The sequence below is a fragment of the Microbacterium pygmaeum genome (genome assembly GCF_900100885.1).
GTDB classification, from domain to species: Bacteria; Actinomycetota; Actinomycetes; order Actinomycetales; family Microbacteriaceae; genus Microbacterium; species Microbacterium pygmaeum.
Window position 1 is genome coordinate 1,866,388 of the sequence record NZ_LT629692.1, and the last position, 17,941, is coordinate 1,884,328.

Annotated in this window: 20 protein-coding genes and 1 tRNA gene; 11 read left to right on the top strand and 10 right to left on the bottom strand. The window is 69.2% G+C overall.

Annotated elements, in window-relative coordinates; translation table 11 throughout:
• The first annotated feature begins 8 nt into the window (after positions 1-8).
• Positions 9-962 carry a linear amide C-N hydrolase gene (locus BLT19_RS08765; protein WP_157681832.1) on the top strand — a complete coding sequence of 318 codons (954 nt, stop codon included), beginning with the start codon at positions 9-11 and terminating at the stop codon, positions 960-962.
• On the opposite strand, the gene BLT19_RS08770 is transcribed toward BLT19_RS08765, so the two are convergent.
• On the bottom strand, positions 955-1,254 hold the full coding sequence (locus BLT19_RS08770; protein ID WP_231917571.1) for a hypothetical protein: 300 nt from the start codon (positions 1,252-1,254) through the stop codon (positions 955-957). The two genes, BLT19_RS08765 and BLT19_RS08770, sit on opposite strands and share 8 nt — an antisense overlap.
• A gap of 165 nt (positions 1,255-1,419) precedes the next feature.
• Between BLT19_RS08770 and BLT19_RS08775 the strand changes: the two genes are divergently transcribed.
• Together BLT19_RS08775 and BLT19_RS08780 are read left to right on the top strand one after the other, a co-directional pair.
• Positions 1,420-2,127 carry a GAF and ANTAR domain-containing protein gene (locus BLT19_RS08775; RefSeq protein ID WP_091488853.1) on the top strand — a complete coding sequence of 236 codons (708 nt, stop codon included), beginning with the start codon at positions 1,420-1,422 and terminating at the stop codon, positions 2,125-2,127.
• Positions 2,124-2,837, top strand: a complete 714-nt coding sequence (locus BLT19_RS08780) for a GAF and ANTAR domain-containing protein (protein WP_091488856.1) — start codon at positions 2,124-2,126, stop codon at positions 2,835-2,837. Before BLT19_RS08775 ends, BLT19_RS08780 begins: the two co-directional genes overlap by 4 nt.
• A gap of 9 nt (positions 2,838-2,846) precedes the next feature.
• Here BLT19_RS08780 and BLT19_RS08785 read toward each other — a convergent pair whose 3' ends face one another.
• Genes BLT19_RS08785 through BLT19_RS08795 form a run of 3 tightly spaced genes read right to left on the bottom strand, consistent with a single transcriptional unit; the run spans position 2,847 to position 4,524 of the window.
• Positions 2,847-3,227: a glucose-6-phosphate dehydrogenase gene (locus BLT19_RS08785; RefSeq protein WP_091488858.1), complete on the bottom strand. Its 381-nt coding sequence runs from the start codon at positions 3,225-3,227 to the stop codon at positions 2,847-2,849.
• 60 nt (positions 3,228-3,287) lie between these two features.
• Positions 3,288-3,635 carry a histone-like nucleoid-structuring protein Lsr2 gene (locus BLT19_RS08790; protein ID WP_091488860.1) on the bottom strand — a complete coding sequence of 116 codons (348 nt, stop codon included), beginning with the start codon at positions 3,633-3,635 and terminating at the stop codon, positions 3,288-3,290.
• A 31-nt stretch (positions 3,636-3,666) separates the two neighbouring features.
• On the bottom strand, positions 3,667-4,524 hold the full coding sequence (locus tag BLT19_RS08795) for a helix-turn-helix transcriptional regulator (RefSeq protein WP_091488863.1): 858 nt from the start codon (positions 4,522-4,524) through the stop codon (positions 3,667-3,669).
• Positions 4,525-4,661: 137 nt separating this feature from the next.
• Between BLT19_RS08795 and BLT19_RS08800 the strand changes: the two genes are divergently transcribed.
• Complete coding sequence (locus BLT19_RS08800; protein WP_091488865.1) at positions 4,662-5,012, top strand: DUF485 domain-containing protein; 351 nt, start codon at positions 4,662-4,664, stop codon at positions 5,010-5,012.
• A complete protein-coding gene (locus BLT19_RS08805; RefSeq protein WP_091488867.1) occupies positions 5,009-6,631 on the top strand; it encodes a solute symporter family protein in 1,623 nt (540 codons plus the stop codon). The genes BLT19_RS08800 and BLT19_RS08805 overlap by 4 nt, the downstream gene beginning before the upstream one ends.
• 65 nt (positions 6,632-6,696) lie before the next feature.
• Here BLT19_RS08805 and BLT19_RS08810 read toward each other — a convergent pair whose 3' ends face one another.
• Complete coding sequence (locus BLT19_RS08810) at positions 6,697-7,224, bottom strand: methylated-DNA--[protein]-cysteine S-methyltransferase (RefSeq protein ID WP_091488869.1); 528 nt, start codon at positions 7,222-7,224, stop codon at positions 6,697-6,699.
• A gap of 173 nt (positions 7,225-7,397) precedes the next feature.
• Here BLT19_RS08810 and BLT19_RS08815 point away from each other — a divergent pair, with 173 nt between their 5' ends.
• Both BLT19_RS08815 and BLT19_RS08820 read left to right on the top strand, forming a co-directional pair.
• Positions 7,398-11,123 (top strand): AAA family ATPase, encoded by a 3,726-nt coding sequence (locus BLT19_RS08815; protein WP_231917573.1) that lies wholly within the window; start codon positions 7,398-7,400, stop codon positions 11,121-11,123.
• Positions 11,110-11,310, top strand: coding sequence for a hypothetical protein (locus tag BLT19_RS08820; protein ID WP_091488873.1), 201 nt, complete (start codon positions 11,110-11,112; stop codon positions 11,308-11,310). The genes BLT19_RS08815 and BLT19_RS08820 overlap by 14 nt, the downstream gene beginning before the upstream one ends.
• 11 nt (positions 11,311-11,321) lie before the next feature.
• Here BLT19_RS08820 and mscL read toward each other — a convergent pair whose 3' ends face one another.
• Genes mscL through BLT19_RS08835 form a run of 3 tightly spaced genes read right to left on the bottom strand, consistent with a single transcriptional unit; the run spans position 11,322 to position 12,711 of the window.
• Positions 11,322-11,735, bottom strand: coding sequence for a large conductance mechanosensitive channel protein MscL (mscL, locus tag BLT19_RS08825; protein WP_091488875.1), 414 nt, complete (start codon positions 11,733-11,735; stop codon positions 11,322-11,324).
• Positions 11,736-11,769: 34 nt separating this feature from the next.
• A complete protein-coding gene (locus BLT19_RS08830; protein ID WP_091488878.1) occupies positions 11,770-12,099 on the bottom strand; it encodes an FmdB family zinc ribbon protein in 330 nt (109 codons plus the stop codon).
• A gap of 15 nt (positions 12,100-12,114) precedes the next feature.
• Positions 12,115-12,711, bottom strand: coding sequence for a 5-formyltetrahydrofolate cyclo-ligase (locus BLT19_RS08835; RefSeq protein WP_091488880.1), 597 nt, complete (start codon positions 12,709-12,711; stop codon positions 12,115-12,117).
• A gap of 59 nt (positions 12,712-12,770) precedes the next feature.
• Here BLT19_RS08835 and galU point away from each other — a divergent pair, with 59 nt between their 5' ends.
• From galU to BLT19_RS08850, 3 genes are read left to right on the top strand one after another with little or no spacing between them, the layout of a single operon-like run.
• Positions 12,771-13,658, top strand: a complete 888-nt coding sequence (gene galU, locus BLT19_RS08840; protein ID WP_091488882.1) for a UTP--glucose-1-phosphate uridylyltransferase GalU — start codon at positions 12,771-12,773, stop codon at positions 13,656-13,658.
• Between the two features lie 24 nt (positions 13,659-13,682).
• Positions 13,683-14,312 carry a GNAT family N-acetyltransferase gene (locus BLT19_RS08845; RefSeq protein ID WP_091488885.1) on the top strand — a complete coding sequence of 210 codons (630 nt, stop codon included), beginning with the start codon at positions 13,683-13,685 and terminating at the stop codon, positions 14,310-14,312.
• 56 nt (positions 14,313-14,368) lie between these two features.
• The gene (locus tag BLT19_RS08850; RefSeq protein ID WP_091488888.1) at positions 14,369-15,250 is read left to right on the top strand and encodes a large exoprotein; all 882 of its coding nucleotides are present in this window, start codon (positions 14,369-14,371) and stop codon (positions 15,248-15,250) included.
• 7 nt (positions 15,251-15,257) lie between these two features.
• On the opposite strand, the gene BLT19_RS08855 is transcribed toward BLT19_RS08850, so the two are convergent.
• Positions 15,258-16,442, bottom strand: a complete 1,185-nt coding sequence (locus BLT19_RS08855; RefSeq protein ID WP_091488889.1) for an amidohydrolase family protein — start codon at positions 16,440-16,442, stop codon at positions 15,258-15,260.
• A 79-nt stretch (positions 16,443-16,521) separates the two neighbouring features.
• Between BLT19_RS08855 and BLT19_RS08860 the strand changes: the two genes are divergently transcribed.
• Positions 16,522-16,594, top strand: a tRNA-Ala gene (locus tag BLT19_RS08860).
• Between the two features lie 26 nt (positions 16,595-16,620).
• On the opposite strand, the gene BLT19_RS08865 is transcribed toward BLT19_RS08860, so the two are convergent.
• Positions 16,621-17,817 carry an IS481 family transposase gene (locus BLT19_RS08865; RefSeq protein ID WP_091488417.1) on the bottom strand — a complete coding sequence of 399 codons (1,197 nt, stop codon included), beginning with the start codon at positions 17,815-17,817 and terminating at the stop codon, positions 16,621-16,623.
• Positions 17,818-17,941 lie beyond the last annotated feature (124 nt).

Sequence of the window (17,941 nt, forward strand, 5' to 3'; positions counted from 1 at the left end):
TCCCCGATGTGTGCACGAGGATCTTCTGGAACGACAACGCCGTGGCCAAGACCGTCAGCCGCTGTATGGACTGGTCGGTCAGTGACGAACCCGAGCTGTGGTTCGTTCCGCGCGGGACGCGCCGCGTGGGTGGCGCCGACGCGGACAGCCTGGAATGGACGTCGGCGCACGCGAGCCTCGTCACGAGCATGTGGAGGCTCGGCACCGTCGACGGACTCAACGAGAAGGGCCTCGCAGCGCACGCGCTGTACCTGGACCCGGAGGACGTGGCCTTCGCCGATCCTGACGAGCGACCATCGGTGACGAACGCGATGTGGGTGCAGTATCTGCTGGACACGTACGCAACCGTCGCCGATGCCGTCGAGGCGATCGATCGGATCCGGATCACGTCGCCGGCATTCCGGGGCGAGCAGCTCGGCATCCACATCGCCTTGGAAGACCCCTCCGGTGATTCGGCCGTGATCGAGCCGCTCGGCGGCAAACTGGTCGTCCACCACGGCCCGGAGTTCACCGTGATGGCCAACTCGCCGACCCTGGACAGACAGCTGGAGAACCTCGCGCGATATCGGCCGTTCGGCGGCGAACTGCCGCCGCCGGGCGACATCACCTCGGCCGATCGGTTCGTGCGCGCGGCGTACTTCTTGCACTATCTGCCTGAGCCGACGAGCGTCGAGGAGGCCGTGGCCGGGGTCTTCCAGCTGATCCAGAACGTCTCGGTGCCGTACGGGGCCCCGTACTCGGACGGCGGCGTCTACCCGACCTGGTGGCGGGCCGGTGCGGACCTCACGAACCGCACCTACTTCTTCGGCTCCACCCGCAGCCCGAACATCTTCTGGGTGAGCCTGGACGAACTGGCAGAGACGACGGAGGTTCTGCGGATCGACCCCCGGCAGCTTCGCCTGGTGGGCGATCAGACCGCCGGCCTGGAACCGGCACAGCTGGTGTACGGCGCGGTCAGCTGAGCGCCGCGAGAGCGTCGTCGAAGACGAGCGTCTGCGTCACCTCGACGGCGCGGTCGTATCGGCGACCGCGCAGCGCGACGAAGACGGCGCCCACGACGTCGATGTAGCCCAGCGTCCGCGGTCCCAGCCGAACCGCGTACCGGTCGATCTCGACGATCTCCCACTGCAGGGCGGCAGAAGCCGCAGCGGGAGCCGGTGGGCGACGGGTCGGCAGCTCACGAAGGGAATCGGGCGAAACGAAGGGCGGAAACGCGTCTTTGTGCGACGGCGCGTGTGACATCTCCAGCGTCACGGCTGCTCCTCTCCTCGGCGAGGTTCTGAACGTTCCCGGCGAGGTAGCTCAACTGTGGCGCGCCGCCCGCGACGGCGCAGACGGTTGACGGGGATCGACGATTGGGCTACATCGGGAGATGGAAGGGCGTGCAGTAGCGTGGAACGGTGATCGGAGGCGTGAGACATGGCTGACGAATTCGGTGCGGCGCTGACAGCGTTGGACCGGGCGGGCAACCCTCCGCAGGCGTTCTGCGATGTCGTCGCCGACACCTTCCCGGTGACGGGGGCGGCCGTTTCGACGCTCGGCGATGTCCTGGGCAGCGAGACGCTGGCGGCCACCGATGCCACGGCCGCACGGCTCGACGAGCTGCAGTTCGATCTCGGCGAAGGTCCCTGCTGGGACGCCGTGACGACCGGGATTCCGGTGCTGCAACCCGACATCCGGCGCTTCGGCGGCAATCGCTGGCCGACCCTGGTCAGCGCACTTGCCACCGAGCCCGTCGCATCGATCTTCGCGTTCCCGCTCGTGGTCGGCCCCCTTCGCTTCGGTGCCATCGACCTGTATTCGAATGAGCCGGTCACACTGGATGCCACCAGCGCCAGCCGCGTCAGCGCCATGGCGGAAGTGGTCAGCAGGCGCGTGCTGCAGCGCGCGCTGGAAAACCTCGGACTGCAGACCGAGGACGGCGGCAACGCGTTCTCCCGGCGGCTGATCCATCAGGCGACCGGCATGGTCCTGGCGCAGATCGGCGTCACTGCTGAGGATGCACGGCTGGTGATTCAGGGTCATGCCTTCTCGCAGGGTCGGCCGATGATGGAGATCGCCCAGGCGATCATCTCCGGCGACCTGAGGTTCTCGCGCCTGAACGGGCGGATCGAGGTGGACGAATGACCGAGATGATGCGCGAAGCGCAGTTGCTGCGCACCTTCGCGACGCTGGCGGACACGCTGGTGGATGACTACGATCTGGTGGATCTGCTGCAGACGCTCGTCGACACGTGTCGCGACGTCCTCGACATGTCCGCCGCCGGTATCCTCCTCGCGGACGAACACGGTGAACTCGAGCTCGTCGCCTCCACCAGCGAAGCGAGCCGCCTGGTGGAGATGATGCAGCTCAGCGCCGCTGCCGGCCCGTGCATCGAGAGCTTCCACAGCGGTCGGCGCGTCGCCGTGGCCGAGATCGCGGACGGCCCCGACGCCTGGGCGCAGTTCCGTGTCAGTGCGCTCGAGCAGGGCTTCCACGCCATCGACGCCCTGCCGATGCGGCTGCGGACCCACACGATCGGAACGCTCAATCTGCTGCGGACCTCGGCGGGCCTCGCGCCGGAGGAGGACATCGTGGCGGCGCAGGCGTTCGCGGACGTGGCGACCATCGGCATCCTGCACGAACGCTCGCTGCGTGAGAGCGCGGTGCTCGCGCAGCAGCTGCAGAACGCGCTCAACTCCCGCGTGATCATCGAGCAGGCCAAGGGCGTCATCTCGCAGGTGCGCGGCGTCCCGATCGAGCAGGCGTTCCAACTCATGCGCGACTACGCACGCAGCCGGGGTCTCGGACTCAGCATCGTCGCGGCGCGGATCGTCGACCGCGAGCTCGACTTCTAGAGCATCCGCTCAGGCGACGGTGCTCCCGCACATCGGGCAGGTTCCGGCGGCCGAGACCTCGACGAAGCAGTCCGGACACATCGCGCGCGGGGCGTGCTCTACGGCCGCGGGCGCACGACGGGCGGCGGAGCGACGCACCGCCGGCTGCTCGAGCACCGGCTTCGGCCGCTGGAAGACCGGAACGTGCTCACGGCAGTAGAACCGCACGTAGCCGCTGTGGTTGTTCGGATGCCGGTGCTTGACCGCCCACAGCTCGCTGCGATCGCGGGGTGCGGAGTCCGCGCCGCACTCGGCACAGCGAGTCGGATCGCCCGGCACGAGATCTGCCACGAGCGTCGGGGTGTCGTAGGGGATGCCGCTTCGCCAGTCCGATGAGTCGGTGATCTTCATGTCGTCCTTTGCGCGGGAGCGAGTTTGCCTCTCTCCAACGGTAGGCGACATTCAGCCGGGTCAGTGCGCTTCGTCGTACGCCTCGGTGACGGATGCCGGAATCCGGCCGCGCTCGGAGACCTGGTAGCCGTTGTCCTTGGCCCAGGCGCGGATCGCGCTGTAGTCCTGCTGGCCGGAGCGGCGCCGCGCCCGCGGTGCAGCAGCGGTGCTGCCGCGCGCGGCGGAGATGGAGCGGGCGGCCGACACATACGGCGCGAACGCGTCGCGGAGGGCCGCGGCGTTCCCGTCGGTCAGGTCGATCTCGTATGCGACGCCGTCGAGGGAGAACAGGACGGTCTCGCCTTCGCCGACCTCGAGGAGCGTTCCATCGATGTCGTCCACGAGCTGATGCACGATTCTGCGGGCCATGGGGTCACCTTACTCGCCGGTGCGGGGCTGGTCAGGGAAGGATGCCGGCCCGACGCGCCTTTGCGACGGCGGCGTGGCGGGTCGACGCATCCAGCTTGGCCATCGCCGCCTGCAGGTACGACTTGACCGTCCCCTCCTTCAGCGAGAGGGTGATCGCGATCTCGGCGTTGGTGGCGCCCAGCGCCGCGCAGGCCAGGACATCGGTCTCGCGCGGCGACAGCGGTACCGTCAGGTCGACGCTCGGCCCGGTGTCGTCGTTCGACAGGGCGGCCAGCTGCTGCTCGAGCCTCCCGAGACGACGGCGGACCTCGGCATCTTCCACGGTGGCCGCGATGCTGCGCAGTTCGGCGAAGCTCTCGCGCAGCTGCTCGCGTGCGGCCGGGGCGAGGGTCGTCGGCTCCGCCGCCGGCGGCACCAGTGACAGGCGCCGCTGCACCTCGTCGCGCACGGCGAGTTCGGTCGCCAACTCGCCCGCGACCTCGAATGCGGGGCGGGTGACGACCTCGCCGACGGCGGTGGTGCCCCACGAGCCGCAGTACAGCACCCCGCGGGCGCGGCCGGAGACCAGCACCGGGATGGCGAACAGTGTGGAGATGCCCTCGCCGAGGATCACACGGTCGTAGTCGTGGGTGATCGTGCGTGACGTGCCGTAGTCCAGCGCAAGCCGCGGACGCTTCTCGACGAGCGCCTTGCCGCCGAGGCCGCGCGTGGCGTGGACGACGAGCCCCTCGAGCGAACGGGTGCGCGCGCCGACGATCGATGTCACGTGGACCGCGTCGTCGCTTTCGAGGCCGCCGAAGGCGACGGGAAAGCGGGATCTGCGGGCGAGCTCACCCACCGCACGCGCGACGACCTGCTCATCGGTCTCGCTGTGGGCCGGTGCGAACACGCACTACCTACTTCCGGGGGTGTCGGCGTCTTCGCCGCGTTCGTAGCGTCGACGATACCATCCGGCCCGTCGCTGTCGACGGGCCGGCATCCCCCTGCGGCGCACCCCGCGCCACGTTCATGAGGCAAGGAGGCCACATGTCCGATCCACGGACCGATACCGCCCCACCCGGTGGCATCGACTACATCGCGGTCGAGGAATCGGCCCCGTTCCAGACGCTCAAGCGGACGCAGCGCAGCTTCGTGTTCCCGCTGTCCATCGCGTTCCTCGTCTGGTACTTCGCGTACGTCCTGCTGTCCTCCTTCGCCCCGGAGTTCATGGCGCAGCGCGTGTGGGGCGACATCACGATCGGTCTCCTGCTCGGTCTCGGCCAGTTCGTCACCACGTTCGTGATCACGATGACGTACGTGTCGTTCGCGAACCGGAAGCTCGACCCGCAGTCGGCGCAGATCCGTGCCGAGCTCGAGAAGCAGGGGGATGCCGCATGAATGACATCTTCGGTGCCATCCATGCCGCCGTGCAGACCGTGGAGAACAACCCCGTCCTGAACATCTCGATCTTCGGCGCGTTCGTCGCGGTGACGCTGTTCATCGTCATCCGCGCGAGCCGGAACAACAAGACCGCGGCCGACTACTACGCGGCCGGTCGCTCGTTCACCGGCCCGCAGAACGGCTTCGCGATCGCGGGGGACTACCTCTCCGCGGCATCCTTCCTCGGCATCGTCGGAGCGATCGCGGTCAACGGCTATGACGGCTTCCTGTACTCGATCGGCTTCCTCGTGGCGTGGCTGGTCGCGCTGCTGCTGGTGGCCGAGCTGATGCGCAACACCGGGAAGTTCACGATGGCCGACGTGCTCTCGTTCCGGCTGCGGCAGTCGCCGGTGCGGATGGCCGCTGCCATCACGACGCTGGCCGTGTGCTTTTTCTATCTGCTCGCGCAGATGGCCGGCGCCGGCGGGCTCGTCTCCCTGCTGCTGGGCATCAAGGAGACCATCGGGCAGTCCATCGTGGTCGCGGTGGTCGGCGTGCTGATGATCGTCTACGTCCTCATCGGCGGGATGAAGGGCACCACCTGGGTGCAGATCGTCAAGGCCTTCCTGCTGATCGGCGGCGCGCTGGCGATGACGATCTGGGTGCTGGCGATCAACGGGTTCAACCTGAACACGCTGCTGGAGAGCGCAGTGGCCGCATCGACCACGGATCCGAAGGACGCGATCCTCGGCCCCGGACTGCAGTACGGCAAGAACCCGTGGGACTTCATCTCGCTGGCGATCGCGCTGGTGCTCGGCACCGCAGGGCTGCCGCACGTGCTGATGCGCTTCTACACGGTGCCGACGGCGAAAGAAGCACGTCGCTCGGTCGTCTGGGCGATCTGGCTGATCGGGATCTTCTACCTGTTCACGCTGGTGCTCGGCTACGGCGCCGCATCGCTCGTGGGTTCGGAGACGATCCTCGCCTCGCCCGGTGGCGTGAATTCGGCGGCACCGCTGCTGGCCCTCGCGCTCGGCGGGCCGGTGCTGCTCGGGTTCATCTCGGCGGTCGCCTTCGCGACGATCCTCGCGGTGGTCGCCGGTCTCACCATCACGGCGGCGGCGTCGTTCGCGCACGACATCTATGCGAACGTCGTGAAGAAGGGCAACGTCCCGCCCGACGGCGAGGTGAAGGTGGCCCGGCGCACCGTGATCGTGATCGGCGTCCTGGCGATCCTCGGCGGCATCGGCGTGCAGGGCCAGAACGTCGCGTTCCTGGTGGCGCTCGCCTTCGCGGTGGCCGCCTCGGCGAATCTGCCGACGATCCTGTACTCGCTGTTCTGGCGCCGCTTCACCACGCGCGGCGCGGTGTGGAGCATGTACGGGGGACTGGCGGCCGCCATCGTCCTGATCCTGCTCTCGCCGGTCTTCTGGGGCACCGAGACGAGCGTGTTCAAGAACGTCGGCACCGCGATCTGGCCGCTCAACAACCCGGGAATCGTCTCGATCCCGGTCGGCTTCTTCCTCGGATGGCTGGGCTCGGTGACCTCGCGCCGCAGGGAGGATCCACGCCTCGCGGCTGAGATGGACGTGCGCTCGCTCACCGGATTCGGTGCCGAGAAGGCGACGAACCACTAGCGGTCGTTTTGATCGCAGCGCGGCCCCGGAGATGGACGGCTCCGGGGCCGCGTCGCGCGGGCGGCCTACTCGCCCGCTGCCTGCTGTTCGAGATCCAGCAGGAACCTCTTGACCTCCGGGTGACCGCCGTATTCGCCGATCGAGCCGTCGGCGCGCACCACCCGGTGCACCGGGACGATGATCGAGAACGGCGTCGTGGCGCACGCGGTGCCCACGGCGCGGCTCGCCCGAGGGCTGCCCGCCGTGATGGCGACCTCGCCGTACCCGGCGGTCTCGCCGTACGGGATCGCGCGCACCGCCTCGAGGGCGTCGCGGGTGAACCCGCGCACGAGCCGCCAGTCCAGGGAGAGGGCGAACTCCTGGCGCCGGCGATCGAAGTACTCGTCCAGCTGCAGTGCCGCGGCGCACGCGGTCGCGTCGGTGTCGTCATGCTCGGGAACCGCACCCAGGCGCCGCGAGAGATGTTCGAGCTGCGCCTCCAGCGACGTGCGCAGCGGATGCAGCGTCACGATGCCCTCGTCGGTCGTGACGATCAGCACATCGCCGATCGGCGTCTCGTGCAGCCGGTAGCGCGGGGCGGGAGAAGCGGTCATGCGACCATCCTGGTGCTCGGCCGCGGCGAGCCTGGTGCATGCGTCCGGTTTGTGGATCGCCGACGCCCTTCGTGAGCTGGGGAGGAACGGCTGATCACTCGGCGTGTCGCCAAAACCGCGAAACTCGGTGCGGATGCCGGGGCCACGCGATCCCGGCGCTTAGGGTGGCTCGTGTGTGGCGAGCAGATGGCAGCGCCGTGGTCGGCGAAGAGGATGGCGTGTCCACGGCATCCGTGACGCCGAGCGACCTCGGTCTCTCGGAACCAGGAGTGACGGTGACGCACGTCGCGCAACCCGAGCGTGATCGACTCCGTGCGCAGGCGGCCGAGCTGGGTGGCAGGTCGACGCTCCTGCACTTCCAGGACGCCACCGACGCCGGCATCGAGATCACCAACGCGCACCCGGGCAGCCTGCCCCAGTTCATCACCGGTCGATCGACGCTGCTGTCGAACCTCTTCCGCGATGAGGTCGCCGTCCGCAATGCGCGTCTCGCCGCCGAGCGGATCACGGCCAAGAACGTCGAGCTGCGCACCGCACGCGGCATCGAGACCGTGCACCTCGCCGTCGGGCTGGCCTCGTGGAGCGTCGGCGGGCTGCACTGCACGGCTCCGGTGCTGCTGCGACCGCTCGGCATCCGTCGCCACCACTCCGACTTCGAGCTGAAACTGCACGGCACGTTCAGCGTGAACCCCGAATTCGTCCGTGCGGCGCGCACCCACTTCGGCATCGACCTCGACGGCGCGGCGCTCGCCTCGCTCGCCTACGAGGGCGGCGTCTTCAAGCCGCAGCCGGTGATCGACCACATTCGTGCGCTCGCCGCATCGATCGAGTCCTTCACCGTCCACCCACGGCTGATCGTGTCGACCTTCGCCGACGTCGGCGCGGCGATGATGCGCGACGCCGGAAACCTCGATCACCCGGTGCTGAACGCGCTGGCCGGGCACCACGACGACCGCGAGGCCCTCACGGTGCGTCGTGAAGTCGCGGCGCTTCCCGGACCGGACGAGCGGGCACCGGCATCCGACACGCTGCTGCTGGACGCGGACGCCGAACAGGAACGCGTGCTCGGGCGGATCCGCTCCGGCCAGTCGCTGGCGGTGCACACCCTGCCCGGGACCGGCGGCACCCAGACGGTCATCAACGCCGTCGGCGCGCTGGTCCGCGACGGCAAGCGCGTGCTCGTCGTGAGCGCCCGGCGCTCGACGCTCGAGGGCATCCGCCACCGCCTGGCCGGCATCGGACTGCCCGGCTTCGCCGTCTCACCGCGTCATCTCCAGCGCGACCTGGTCCGCTCGATCGTGCGCAACGAGAAGGCCGAGCAGCCGAAGGTGGGCGACATCGACGATGCGCTCGTCCGCCTGCGCGGCGTCCTGCGCGACTACCGCTCGTCGGTGACCGCGCAGCATCCGACCCTCGGGGTCTCGGTGCTCGACGTCCTGCGTCGTCTTGCGGACCTCGCCGCCCTCACTCCGGCGCCGACGGCGACCACCCGCTTCGACCTGCGCGTGCTGGAGAGCCTGGCATCGGCGCGCTCCGACGCGGCCGCGTCGCTCGCCGCCGCAGCGCGGCTCGGCGAGTTCCGCTTCGGCCCCGATGACTCGCCCTGGTACGGCGTCTCGTTCGCGACCACCACCGAGGCGCGCGCCGCGCACACGCTCGCCGGCAAGCTGCACCGGCACGACGTGCCGAGCCTGCTGGAGCGCGGCTACGAGCTCATCGCGCAGACGCGGATGCGGCCCTTCCACACGATCTCCGAGCTGGGCGTGTACCTGCGGCTGCTGCAGGGGATCCGCGACTCGCTGGACCGCTTCAGTCCGACGGTGTTCGAGCGGCCGCTGGGCGAGCTGATCCAGGCGCACGGTCCGCGCCGCGACTCACCGGACATGAACGGCACGCAGCGCCGCCGGCTCAAGAAGCTCTCCCGCGAGTACGTCCGGCCCGGCGTGCACATCGCCGACATGCACGAGGCCCTCGTGCGCGTGCAGCATCAGCGCACCGCCTGGCAGCGCTTCGTGGACTCGGGGGTCATCCCCGCGGTGCCGATCGGCCTGGCCGACGTGCACGTGGCGTGGCAGCGCGTCGATGCCGAGCTCAGCGAACTCGACGCGATCGTCGGACTCGGCGAGGCGGACCGGCTGGCGACGCTTCCGATGGCGCGGCTCGTCCGTACGCTGGCAGCCCTGGCCGCCGACTCGGAGGTCTTCGACAACCTCGTCGAGCGCGCGACGCTGCGCACGAAACTCGCCTCGCTCGGCCTCGAGCCGCTGCTGACCGAACTGTCCGTGCGCCACGTACCGGAGGCCGTCGTCGGTGACGAACTCGAGTACGCGTGGTGGCAGTCGACGCTGGAGCATCTGCTGCGCACCGATCGCGCCCTGCTGGGCGCCAACACGGCCGTGGTCGATCGCCTCGAGCGGGACTTCCGCCTCGTCGACGAGGCGCATGCCGCGGCATCCGGCCCGCTCCTTGCCGCACAGCTGGCTACGCAGTGGCGGATCGGCATCGTCGACGAGCCCCGCGAGGCCGCCGCGCTCAAGGGCGCGCTGAAGCAGGGCGGCGCGAGCGCCGCCGACCTGACCGCCGTCGCGCCGAAGCTGCTGCGCGGCTTGGCCCCGCTGTGGCTGTCATCGCCGTACGACGTGCCGCAGATCCCGGACGAGCCGGCCTTCGACGTCGTCATCATCGCGGATGCCGCGGCGCTGTGCGTCGCCGAGGCCGCCCCAGCCCTGCGGCGGGCGCGCCAGGTCGTCGTGTTCGGCGACCCCGTCACGCAGAAGCCCACGCCCTTCCGCATCTCGTCGGGTCACGTCGCGGACGAGGACCCGTTCGAGGTGCCGTTCGATTCGGCCAGCGTCTTCGAGCAGCTCGCCGAGCTCGTGCCGGTCGAGACACTCACGCGCAGCTATCGCGCCGGCGGGGAGGATCTCGCCGAACTCGTCAACGGCGCCTTCTACGGCGGCGAGATCGTCTCGCTGCCGTGGGCCGGGTCTTACCTCGGCCGCGGGAGCCTCAGCGTCGACTACGTCGAGGGTGGCACCGGCGCACCCGATCCGGTCACCGGCGCAGTGGAGAGCCCGGACGCCGAGGTCAACCGCGTCGTCACCTTGGTCGTCGAGCACGCGGTGAACCGCGGTACCGAATCGCTCATGGTCGTCACCGCCAGCACCCGGCATGCCGAGCGCATCCGCGCCGCCGTCGAAGCGGCCTTCGCGGGTCGCTCCGACGTCGCCGACTTCGTCTCGCGCGACACCGCCGAGCCGCTGTCGGTCCTGACGCTCGAGGAGTCGGTGGCGGAGAGCCGCGACCGCGTGATCTTCTCGCTCGGGTTCGGGCTCACCAAGCACGGTCGGGTCCTCAGCGACTTCGGCGACCTGTCCACCCCCGACGGCGAGCGGCTGCTGACCGTCGGCATGACGCGCGCCCGTCGGTCGATGGTGATCGTGTCGTCGATCCGTCCGTCGGCATTCGACGATGGACGCCTCGAGTACGGCGCGGCGACCCTGATGAGCATCCTCGGCGGGATCGCGGCGCGCTCACGCGACGCACGCCTGGAAGACCTGGCCGACCCGCTCACCCTCGCGCTGGCGCGCGAGCTGCGCCGGCTCGGCGTCTCGGTCGACGTCCACTATCGCGGACTCCTTCCCCTGGTCGCGCAGTACGACGGGCGGGCGGTCGTCGCCGAGAGCGATCCGGAGACGATCGGAGAGTCGCTGCGGGAGTCGCTGCGCCTGCGCCCGCAGATCCTCCGTCGCCTCGGGTGGCACTACGTGCGCGTGCACTCCTTCGACCTGTACAGCGACCCGGCGGGGGTCGCCGCGCGCATCGCCGCGATGCTCGGCGTTCCGGCCGAGGCGCCCGCCGCCGATACCGATACGCAGCCGATCGATGTCATCGAATGAGCGTCAGCGGATAGAGAAGGTGCCCGGCGCCCGCCGCGCCAAGCTCACTCCCGCACCGGGATCCACCGGCGAACCGGTGCCCGCCGACGACGAGGGCGATGGCGCCGCGCCGCCCGAGGGCGGCGCGGGCGCGGCGTCGGGTCCGAACGACCAGCGCCTGCGGCAGGACGTCCCGCCGCACTACTGAGTGAGGCCGGCTCAGGCCTTCGGCTGCGCGCCCAGCAGGTCGCGGATCTGGATCAGCAACTCCTGCTCGGTGGGCAGATCGGATGCCTCTTCCTCCGAGACCCCTGCCTTGGCGGCGGCCCGCTCCTTGAAGCGGTTCATGGGGTAGACGAAGACGAAGTAGACGATCACCGCGACGGCGAGGAAGTTGATGACCGCGCCGATGATGGCGCCGATCGGGAAGAAGACCTCGTTGCCGGTGAGGCCCATGACCGTCGGGCCGAGCGTGTCGAGGCTGTCGGCCTGGAAGATCAGCGCGATCAGGGGATTGATGATGCCGGCGACGATCGAGTTCACGATCGCGGTGAACGCCGCGCCGATGACGACGGCGACCGCGAGATCGATCACGTTGCCGCGGGTGATGAATTCCTTGAAGCCCTGAATCATGTGCTGCTCCGCTCCTGTGTCCGGCGTGCGCCGATCATGAACCGGTCGAGGCGGGTGATGCCTTCGACTCCGACTTCGATGATGTCGAAGTTGCGGAGGACCCGCCACCCGAGCTGCTGCCACCGCCGTCGGAGGAGGTGGACGATGACGAGCCGCTGGCGGAGGAACCGGCGCTCTTCTTGTCGGCGGCGCGCGAATCGGTGCGGTAGAAGCCGGATCCGTTGAAGGTCACACCGATCGAGCCGTACTCCTTGCGCAGCTCACCGCCGCACTCCGGGCATTCGGTGAGCGTCGGGTCGGCGAAGGACTGGACGGCGTCGAAGCGGTGACCGCACGACTTGCAGGCATAGGCGTAGGTGGGCATCTGTTCTTTCGGCGATCAGCGCCGGGTGGGCGCGAGGACGAGGGTCTGAGTCGGTGTCACGACGCCGGTGACCGGCTGGTCGTGGACGTCGCGGGGGACCTCATCGAGGATCTCGGAGTCGAAGACGACCGCGTACACCGGCGGGCATCCCTCCATGGATCCGATGGTCTTGTCGAAGAAGCCGCGGCCCCAGCCCATGCGCATACCGCTGCGGTCGACAGCTGCGGCCGGGATGACGAGCAGGTCGACGTCGTTGACGGCGATCGGTCCGAGGACCTCGCCGACCGGCTCCGGCAGGCCGAACAGCCCCTCCGTGATGTCGAGATCCTGCGTGGCGACCGACCAGTCCAGCAGGCCGTCGTTGCGCGTGATCGGAAGCAGGACACGGATGCCGCGCCGCACGGCGCCTTCGACGAAGTCGCGGGTCCCGGGCTCGGTGGTGGTGGAGAGGAAGCACGACATCGATCGCACTCCGAGCCGCTCCACGAGATCGTCGAGCTGTGCGGTGAGACCTCGGGCCGCGGCATCCCGAGCCGCATCCGACAGCAGCTGACGCCGCTCGCGCAGCTCCGCGCGCAGGGCGCGCTTGCTGTCTGCGATGGCGTCTGACATGCGTCGATTCTAGGCGGCTCACGGCAGGGCGCTCCCCGCGCGCTGGATAGAGTGTGCGCATGCCCCCCACACGTATGAAGGCCGTCATCCCCGCCGCGGGTCTCGGCACCCGCTTCCTCCCCGCCACGAAGGCGATGCCCAAGGAGATGCTCCCGGTCGTTGACAAGCCGGCCATCCAATACGTCGTGGAGGAAGCGGCGCAGGCCGGGATCGACGACATCCTCGTGATCATCGGGCGCAACAAGAACGCGATCTCCAACCACTTCGATTCGGTGCCCGAGCTCGAGGTCAAGCTCAAGGACAAGGGCGACGACGAGCGACTTCGCCGGGTCATGGCATCCAGTGACATCGCCGACATCCACTTCGTCCGCCAGGGCGAGCCGCGCGGTCTCGGCCACGCCGTCTCCCGCGCGCGGGCGCACGTCGGGGACTCGCCGTTCGCGGTGATGCTGGGCGATGACCTGATCGATGAGCGCGACCCGCTGCTGTCGACGATGATCGCGGAGCACGAGCGCACCGGTGCGACGATCGTCGCGCTGATGGAGGTCGACCCCGACCACATCCACATGTACGGCGCGGCCGCCGTCGAGATGACCGAGAACACCGACATCGTCAAGGTGACCGGGCTGGTGGAGAAGCCCAAGAAGGAAGAGGCGCCGTCCAACCTCGCGATCATCGGACGCTACGTGCTGACGCCTGCCGTGTTCGACATCCTGGAGCGGACCCAGCCCGGCAAGGGCGGCGAGATCCAGCTCACCGACGCGCTGCAGGAGCTGGCCACCGCCCCGGACGGGCCCGGCGTGTACGGCGTGGTGTTCCGTGGCCGTCGCTACGACACCGGCGATAGAGTTGACTACATCAAGGCCATCGTGCAGCTCGCCGCCGATCGTGAAGATCTCGGACCTGAACTGCGGCCCTGGTTCAAGGAGTTCGCGGCGACCCTGTAGCGCTGCCCGATCGAGGGGGGTCCGGTGGATCTGAGCACTCCTCGTTCGTACGGTGCGGTCTCGATCCGTCTCGTGCGTCCCAGGGACGCTCGGGGTCTCCAGAACGAACTGCTCTCGAACCGTTCATGGCTGCGCCCGTGGGAGGCCACGAGCCCCGACGGTCCGGTCTCGTTCGACATGCGCCAGGGCGTGCGACGTCTGCTGCAGCAGTATCGCGACGGTGCAGGCATCCCGTTCGTCATGGAGCAGGACGGCGAACTGACCGGCCAGCTGAACGTCTGGGGTGTCGCGCGTGGGTCGCTGGCTTCGGCGACGATCGGCTACTGGGTGAGCGAACGCTTCGCCGGGCGGGGGATCACGACCACCGCGGTCGCGATGGCGACCGACGTGTGGTTCCTCGAGATGCACATGCACCGGATGGAGATCTGCATCCGCCCGGAGAACCGCTCGAGCCTGCGTGTCGTGGAGAAGCTGGGCTTCCGCTACGAGGGGCTGCGCCGCCGCTTCATCCACATCAACGGCGACTGGCGCGACCACTACGCATTCGCGTTGACGCGGGAGGACGTGCCCGAAGGGGTGCTGCAGCGGTGGGTGCAGGGACGCGCACCGCAGGATGCCGCGAACGTCCCTCCCGCGGATCGTCTGCACGCCTGAGACGACACGCGACAGGATGCCGGGGCTCTGCCGTCTCGTCACCTACCGTGGACCCCATGGGCGGGCAGGTACTGGGCGGGGGCGTGATCGTGCTCGTCGCTGTGCTCCTGTGGATGGTCTACCTGCTGCCGACCTGGCACAGCCGCCGGCAGTACGACGCCGCCGAGCGGAACGCGGTACGGCTCAATCAGGCCCTGCGGGTGCTGGCCGAGACGAGCGAGACACCGCAGGAGGTCCGCCTCGAGCTGAACGCCCGCACCGCGTTGGCGCAGCAGAAACTCGCCCGGCAGGCAGTGGCCGAACGTGAGCAGGCCGCGCTGGAGGGTGCACGGGCCGACCTCGAGCGCGCCCGTGATGAGCGTGAGGCCGCCCGTACGACGCCGGCCGCCCGTCAGGCGCGTGCCCGTCGTCGCACCAGACTCATGCTGACCGTCGTGGCTGTGGCGGGTGTCGCGCTCGCAGGCTGGGGCGGCTGGCAGGTCGTGGCCACCGGATCGCAGCTGGTGCTCTGGACCGGCGTGGGTGTGGCCGCCGCGGGTGCGCTGCTGCTGCACCGCATGCGCCGTGTGGGCGCCAGGGCTGTCACCCGCACGATGAGCGTCCCCGCCGTGCCGGCGGTCGCCTCACGTGTTCAGGACGTCGCGCTGGCGACCGATCGCAGGGGGTGGGCTCCTCGGGAGCTGCCGCGTCCCTTGACCGCTTCGGCCGGGTCGCGGGCCTCCGCCGTGCTGGATGCCGAAGAGGCCCGCGACGCCCTGCGCGCCGCCGCGCTGGAGGAGTCGATGCGCCAGCGGGCTGCTGAACTGCAGCCCCCGTCGATCGAGACGGCGAGAGAGCGCCGCGCGCCGGAGCCCGCCTTCGCGCGGACGGGCACCGTGGACGACGCCGAGATCGAAGCGCACGTTCGCGAGCTGCTGCGCGCCAGAGCTGCCGGCTGATCCCCGTTCAGCGCTGGAAGAGCACCCGACCGGCGCCGAGGACGAGTTCGCGCTGAGGAGTGCGCACCAGCGCATCCATCGGGTTCTCGGCGTCCACCAGGACGATATCGGCCCGATCGCCCACCGCGAGGTCGTTCGTTCCGAGGCCGGCGAAGCGTCCGGCGCTGCTCGTTGCCAGCTCCATCACCCGCAGCAGGTCTTCGTCGCGGACGAGGCTCGACGCCCGGGCGTACTGCCACGCGATGCCCAACAGGTCTCCGGTGCCGTAAGGGCTCCAAAGGTCGCGGATCCCGTCCGTCCCCAACCCGAGTCGCACTTCCGCCTCGTCGAGCTCATGCAGTGGCAGCTGTGGCAACCGCAACGGTGCGACGCTGGTCATCGTGATGTCGAGGTCGCCCATCGCCTGCAGCAGGTCGCGCCGCCGCGACGCGTCGACCTGCGCGAGCGCGAACCCGTGCGCGACGTTCACCTTGCCACGCAGCCCGAGCGCCTGCGTCCGGTCGATGATCAGGTCGAACTGGAACGCACCGAGTTCGGCGGGATCGTGCAGATGGATGTCGATGCCGACGCCGTAGTCATCCGCGATCGCGAACAGGGCGTCGAGCTGCCCGACCGGATCGCGGTCGATGCTCGCCGGGTCGAGGCCCCCGATGTGCTCGACGCCGGATCGGGCGGCATCCCACAACAGGTCCACGACCCCCGGCCGGCGCAGGACGCCGTCCTGCGGGAACGCGACGATCTCGACCGTGATCGCGCCGCCGTACGCGGCGACAGCCTCGCGGACGACCTCGATGCCGCGCAGGCCAAGGCCGAGGTCGACATCGACGTGCGTGCGGATCGCCGTCGTGCCGTGGCGCACCAGTTCGCCCAGCACGGCGGCGGTGATCTCGAGTCCCGGGATCCCCAGTTCATCGCGCCGCGCGCGTTCGTGGCGGATGCGGCCGTCCGTGCCGCCCTCTCCGCCGTAGGACTGCCAGGGCAGACCCCACCACGACTTGTCGACGTGCGCGTGGGCGTTCACCAGGCCGGGGAGGGCGAGGAGACCCTGCCCGTCGGTCGCTTCCGCGCCGGGATCAGCGGGCGGCTCCAGTGCGGTGATCACGCCGTCGGCGATGCGGATGTCGACGGCCGCACCGCCCCAAGGACGCACATTCTGCAGGAGGGATACACGCTCGAACGGCGGATGCGGCATCCACCCATCCTGGCCCGCTCGCGGGCCTCGCGCACGCACGGGCGGCCGCGATCAGCGTGATAACCTATCGGAGGTTCACGGGCCTGTGGCGCAGCTGGTAGCGCACCTCGTTCGCATCGAGGGGGTCAGGGGTTCGAGTCCCCTCAGGTCCACGTTGTGATGTCTCGCGACATATGTCTCATATGTCGCGAGACATCTGTCGTTTCTGGGGCCATCGGCCGGCTGGTTTGAGGATGTTTCGCCAGTAGCCGCGGGCGGGGTCGATGGTGTGTTCGCTGAGGACTTCGCCGGTGTCGAGGTGGACGACGGTGACGGTGGTTTCGTCGGTGATCGCGAGGATGCGTTTTCCGGTGTGGTCGCGGCCGATTCCGAGGTGGTGCATGCGGCCGGCTCGGCGGATGCTGACGTGACCGTCGGTGTCGATGCGGTCGTAGCGGAGCCGGTAGCGGTCTGGGAGTCGTCCTGCTCCGGGGAGTGCTTTGGGCGTCGCCAGGTAGGCCTCTGAGGGGGTCTTGCGGTCCAGAGCACGGTGTGGGCGGTGCTCGTTGTATTCGATGCGGAGCCGGTCGAGTTGGGTTTGCAGCTCGAGGACCGTGGTGGCGGTGGGTTGCTGGGCGAGCCAGCGTTTCTGGGTTTGATGGAAGCGTTCGATCTTGCCTTGAGTTTGCGGGTGGTTCGGTTTGCCGTTCTTCTGTTTCACTCCGAGCACGGGCAGGAGGTGTTCGAAGGCGTTACGGCCGCCGCCGTGTCGGGCGGTGTAAACCCGGCCGTTGTCGGTCAGGGTCGAGGCGGGAACCCCGTATTCCTCAGTGGTGGTGAGGAATGTGGTGACGACGTCGTCCCCGGTGACGGGGGTGTGGACGGTGCAGGAGAGTAGCTTGCGGGAGTGATCATCGAGCCAGTTCAGGATCTCGACGTCGGTGCCGTCGGTGAGGCGCCAGTGAGTGAAGTCCGACTGCCAGGTCTCGTTGGGTTGGGCTGCTTCGAAGCGGATGTACGAGGAGCGGGGGCGTTTGCGGGGTTCCGGGGTTATGAGTCCGGCGCGGGTCAGGATGCGGTGGATCGTCGCCGGCGACGGGACGTGCAGGCCTTCACGCTCGAGGTGCCATCGGATCGTGACCGGTCCGGCATCCAATCCTCGAGCGGTGAGATCCGTGCGGAGTGCGACGATTCGGTCGACGACTTCGCGCGGCGTGGATCTCGGATTGCTTCTCGGCCGCCGGGACTGAGGATCGACGGCGTCGAGACCGTGCTCGCGGTAGCGTGCGAGCAACCGGTGCAGCTGTCTCCGCGACAGCCCGTACTGCTCGGCCGCTTCGGTCACGGTGAGCTGCCCAGCGACGATCTTCAGGACCACAACCCGGTGCTTCGACATGCACCGAACTGTGACTCATGACCCGAGACACCAGCGTCGTATCACCTGGGACCTATGTCATGAACTCAGGCACCCTCAGGTCCACGTTCTCGAGAAAACCCCCGCCGCGGCGGGGGTTTTCTCG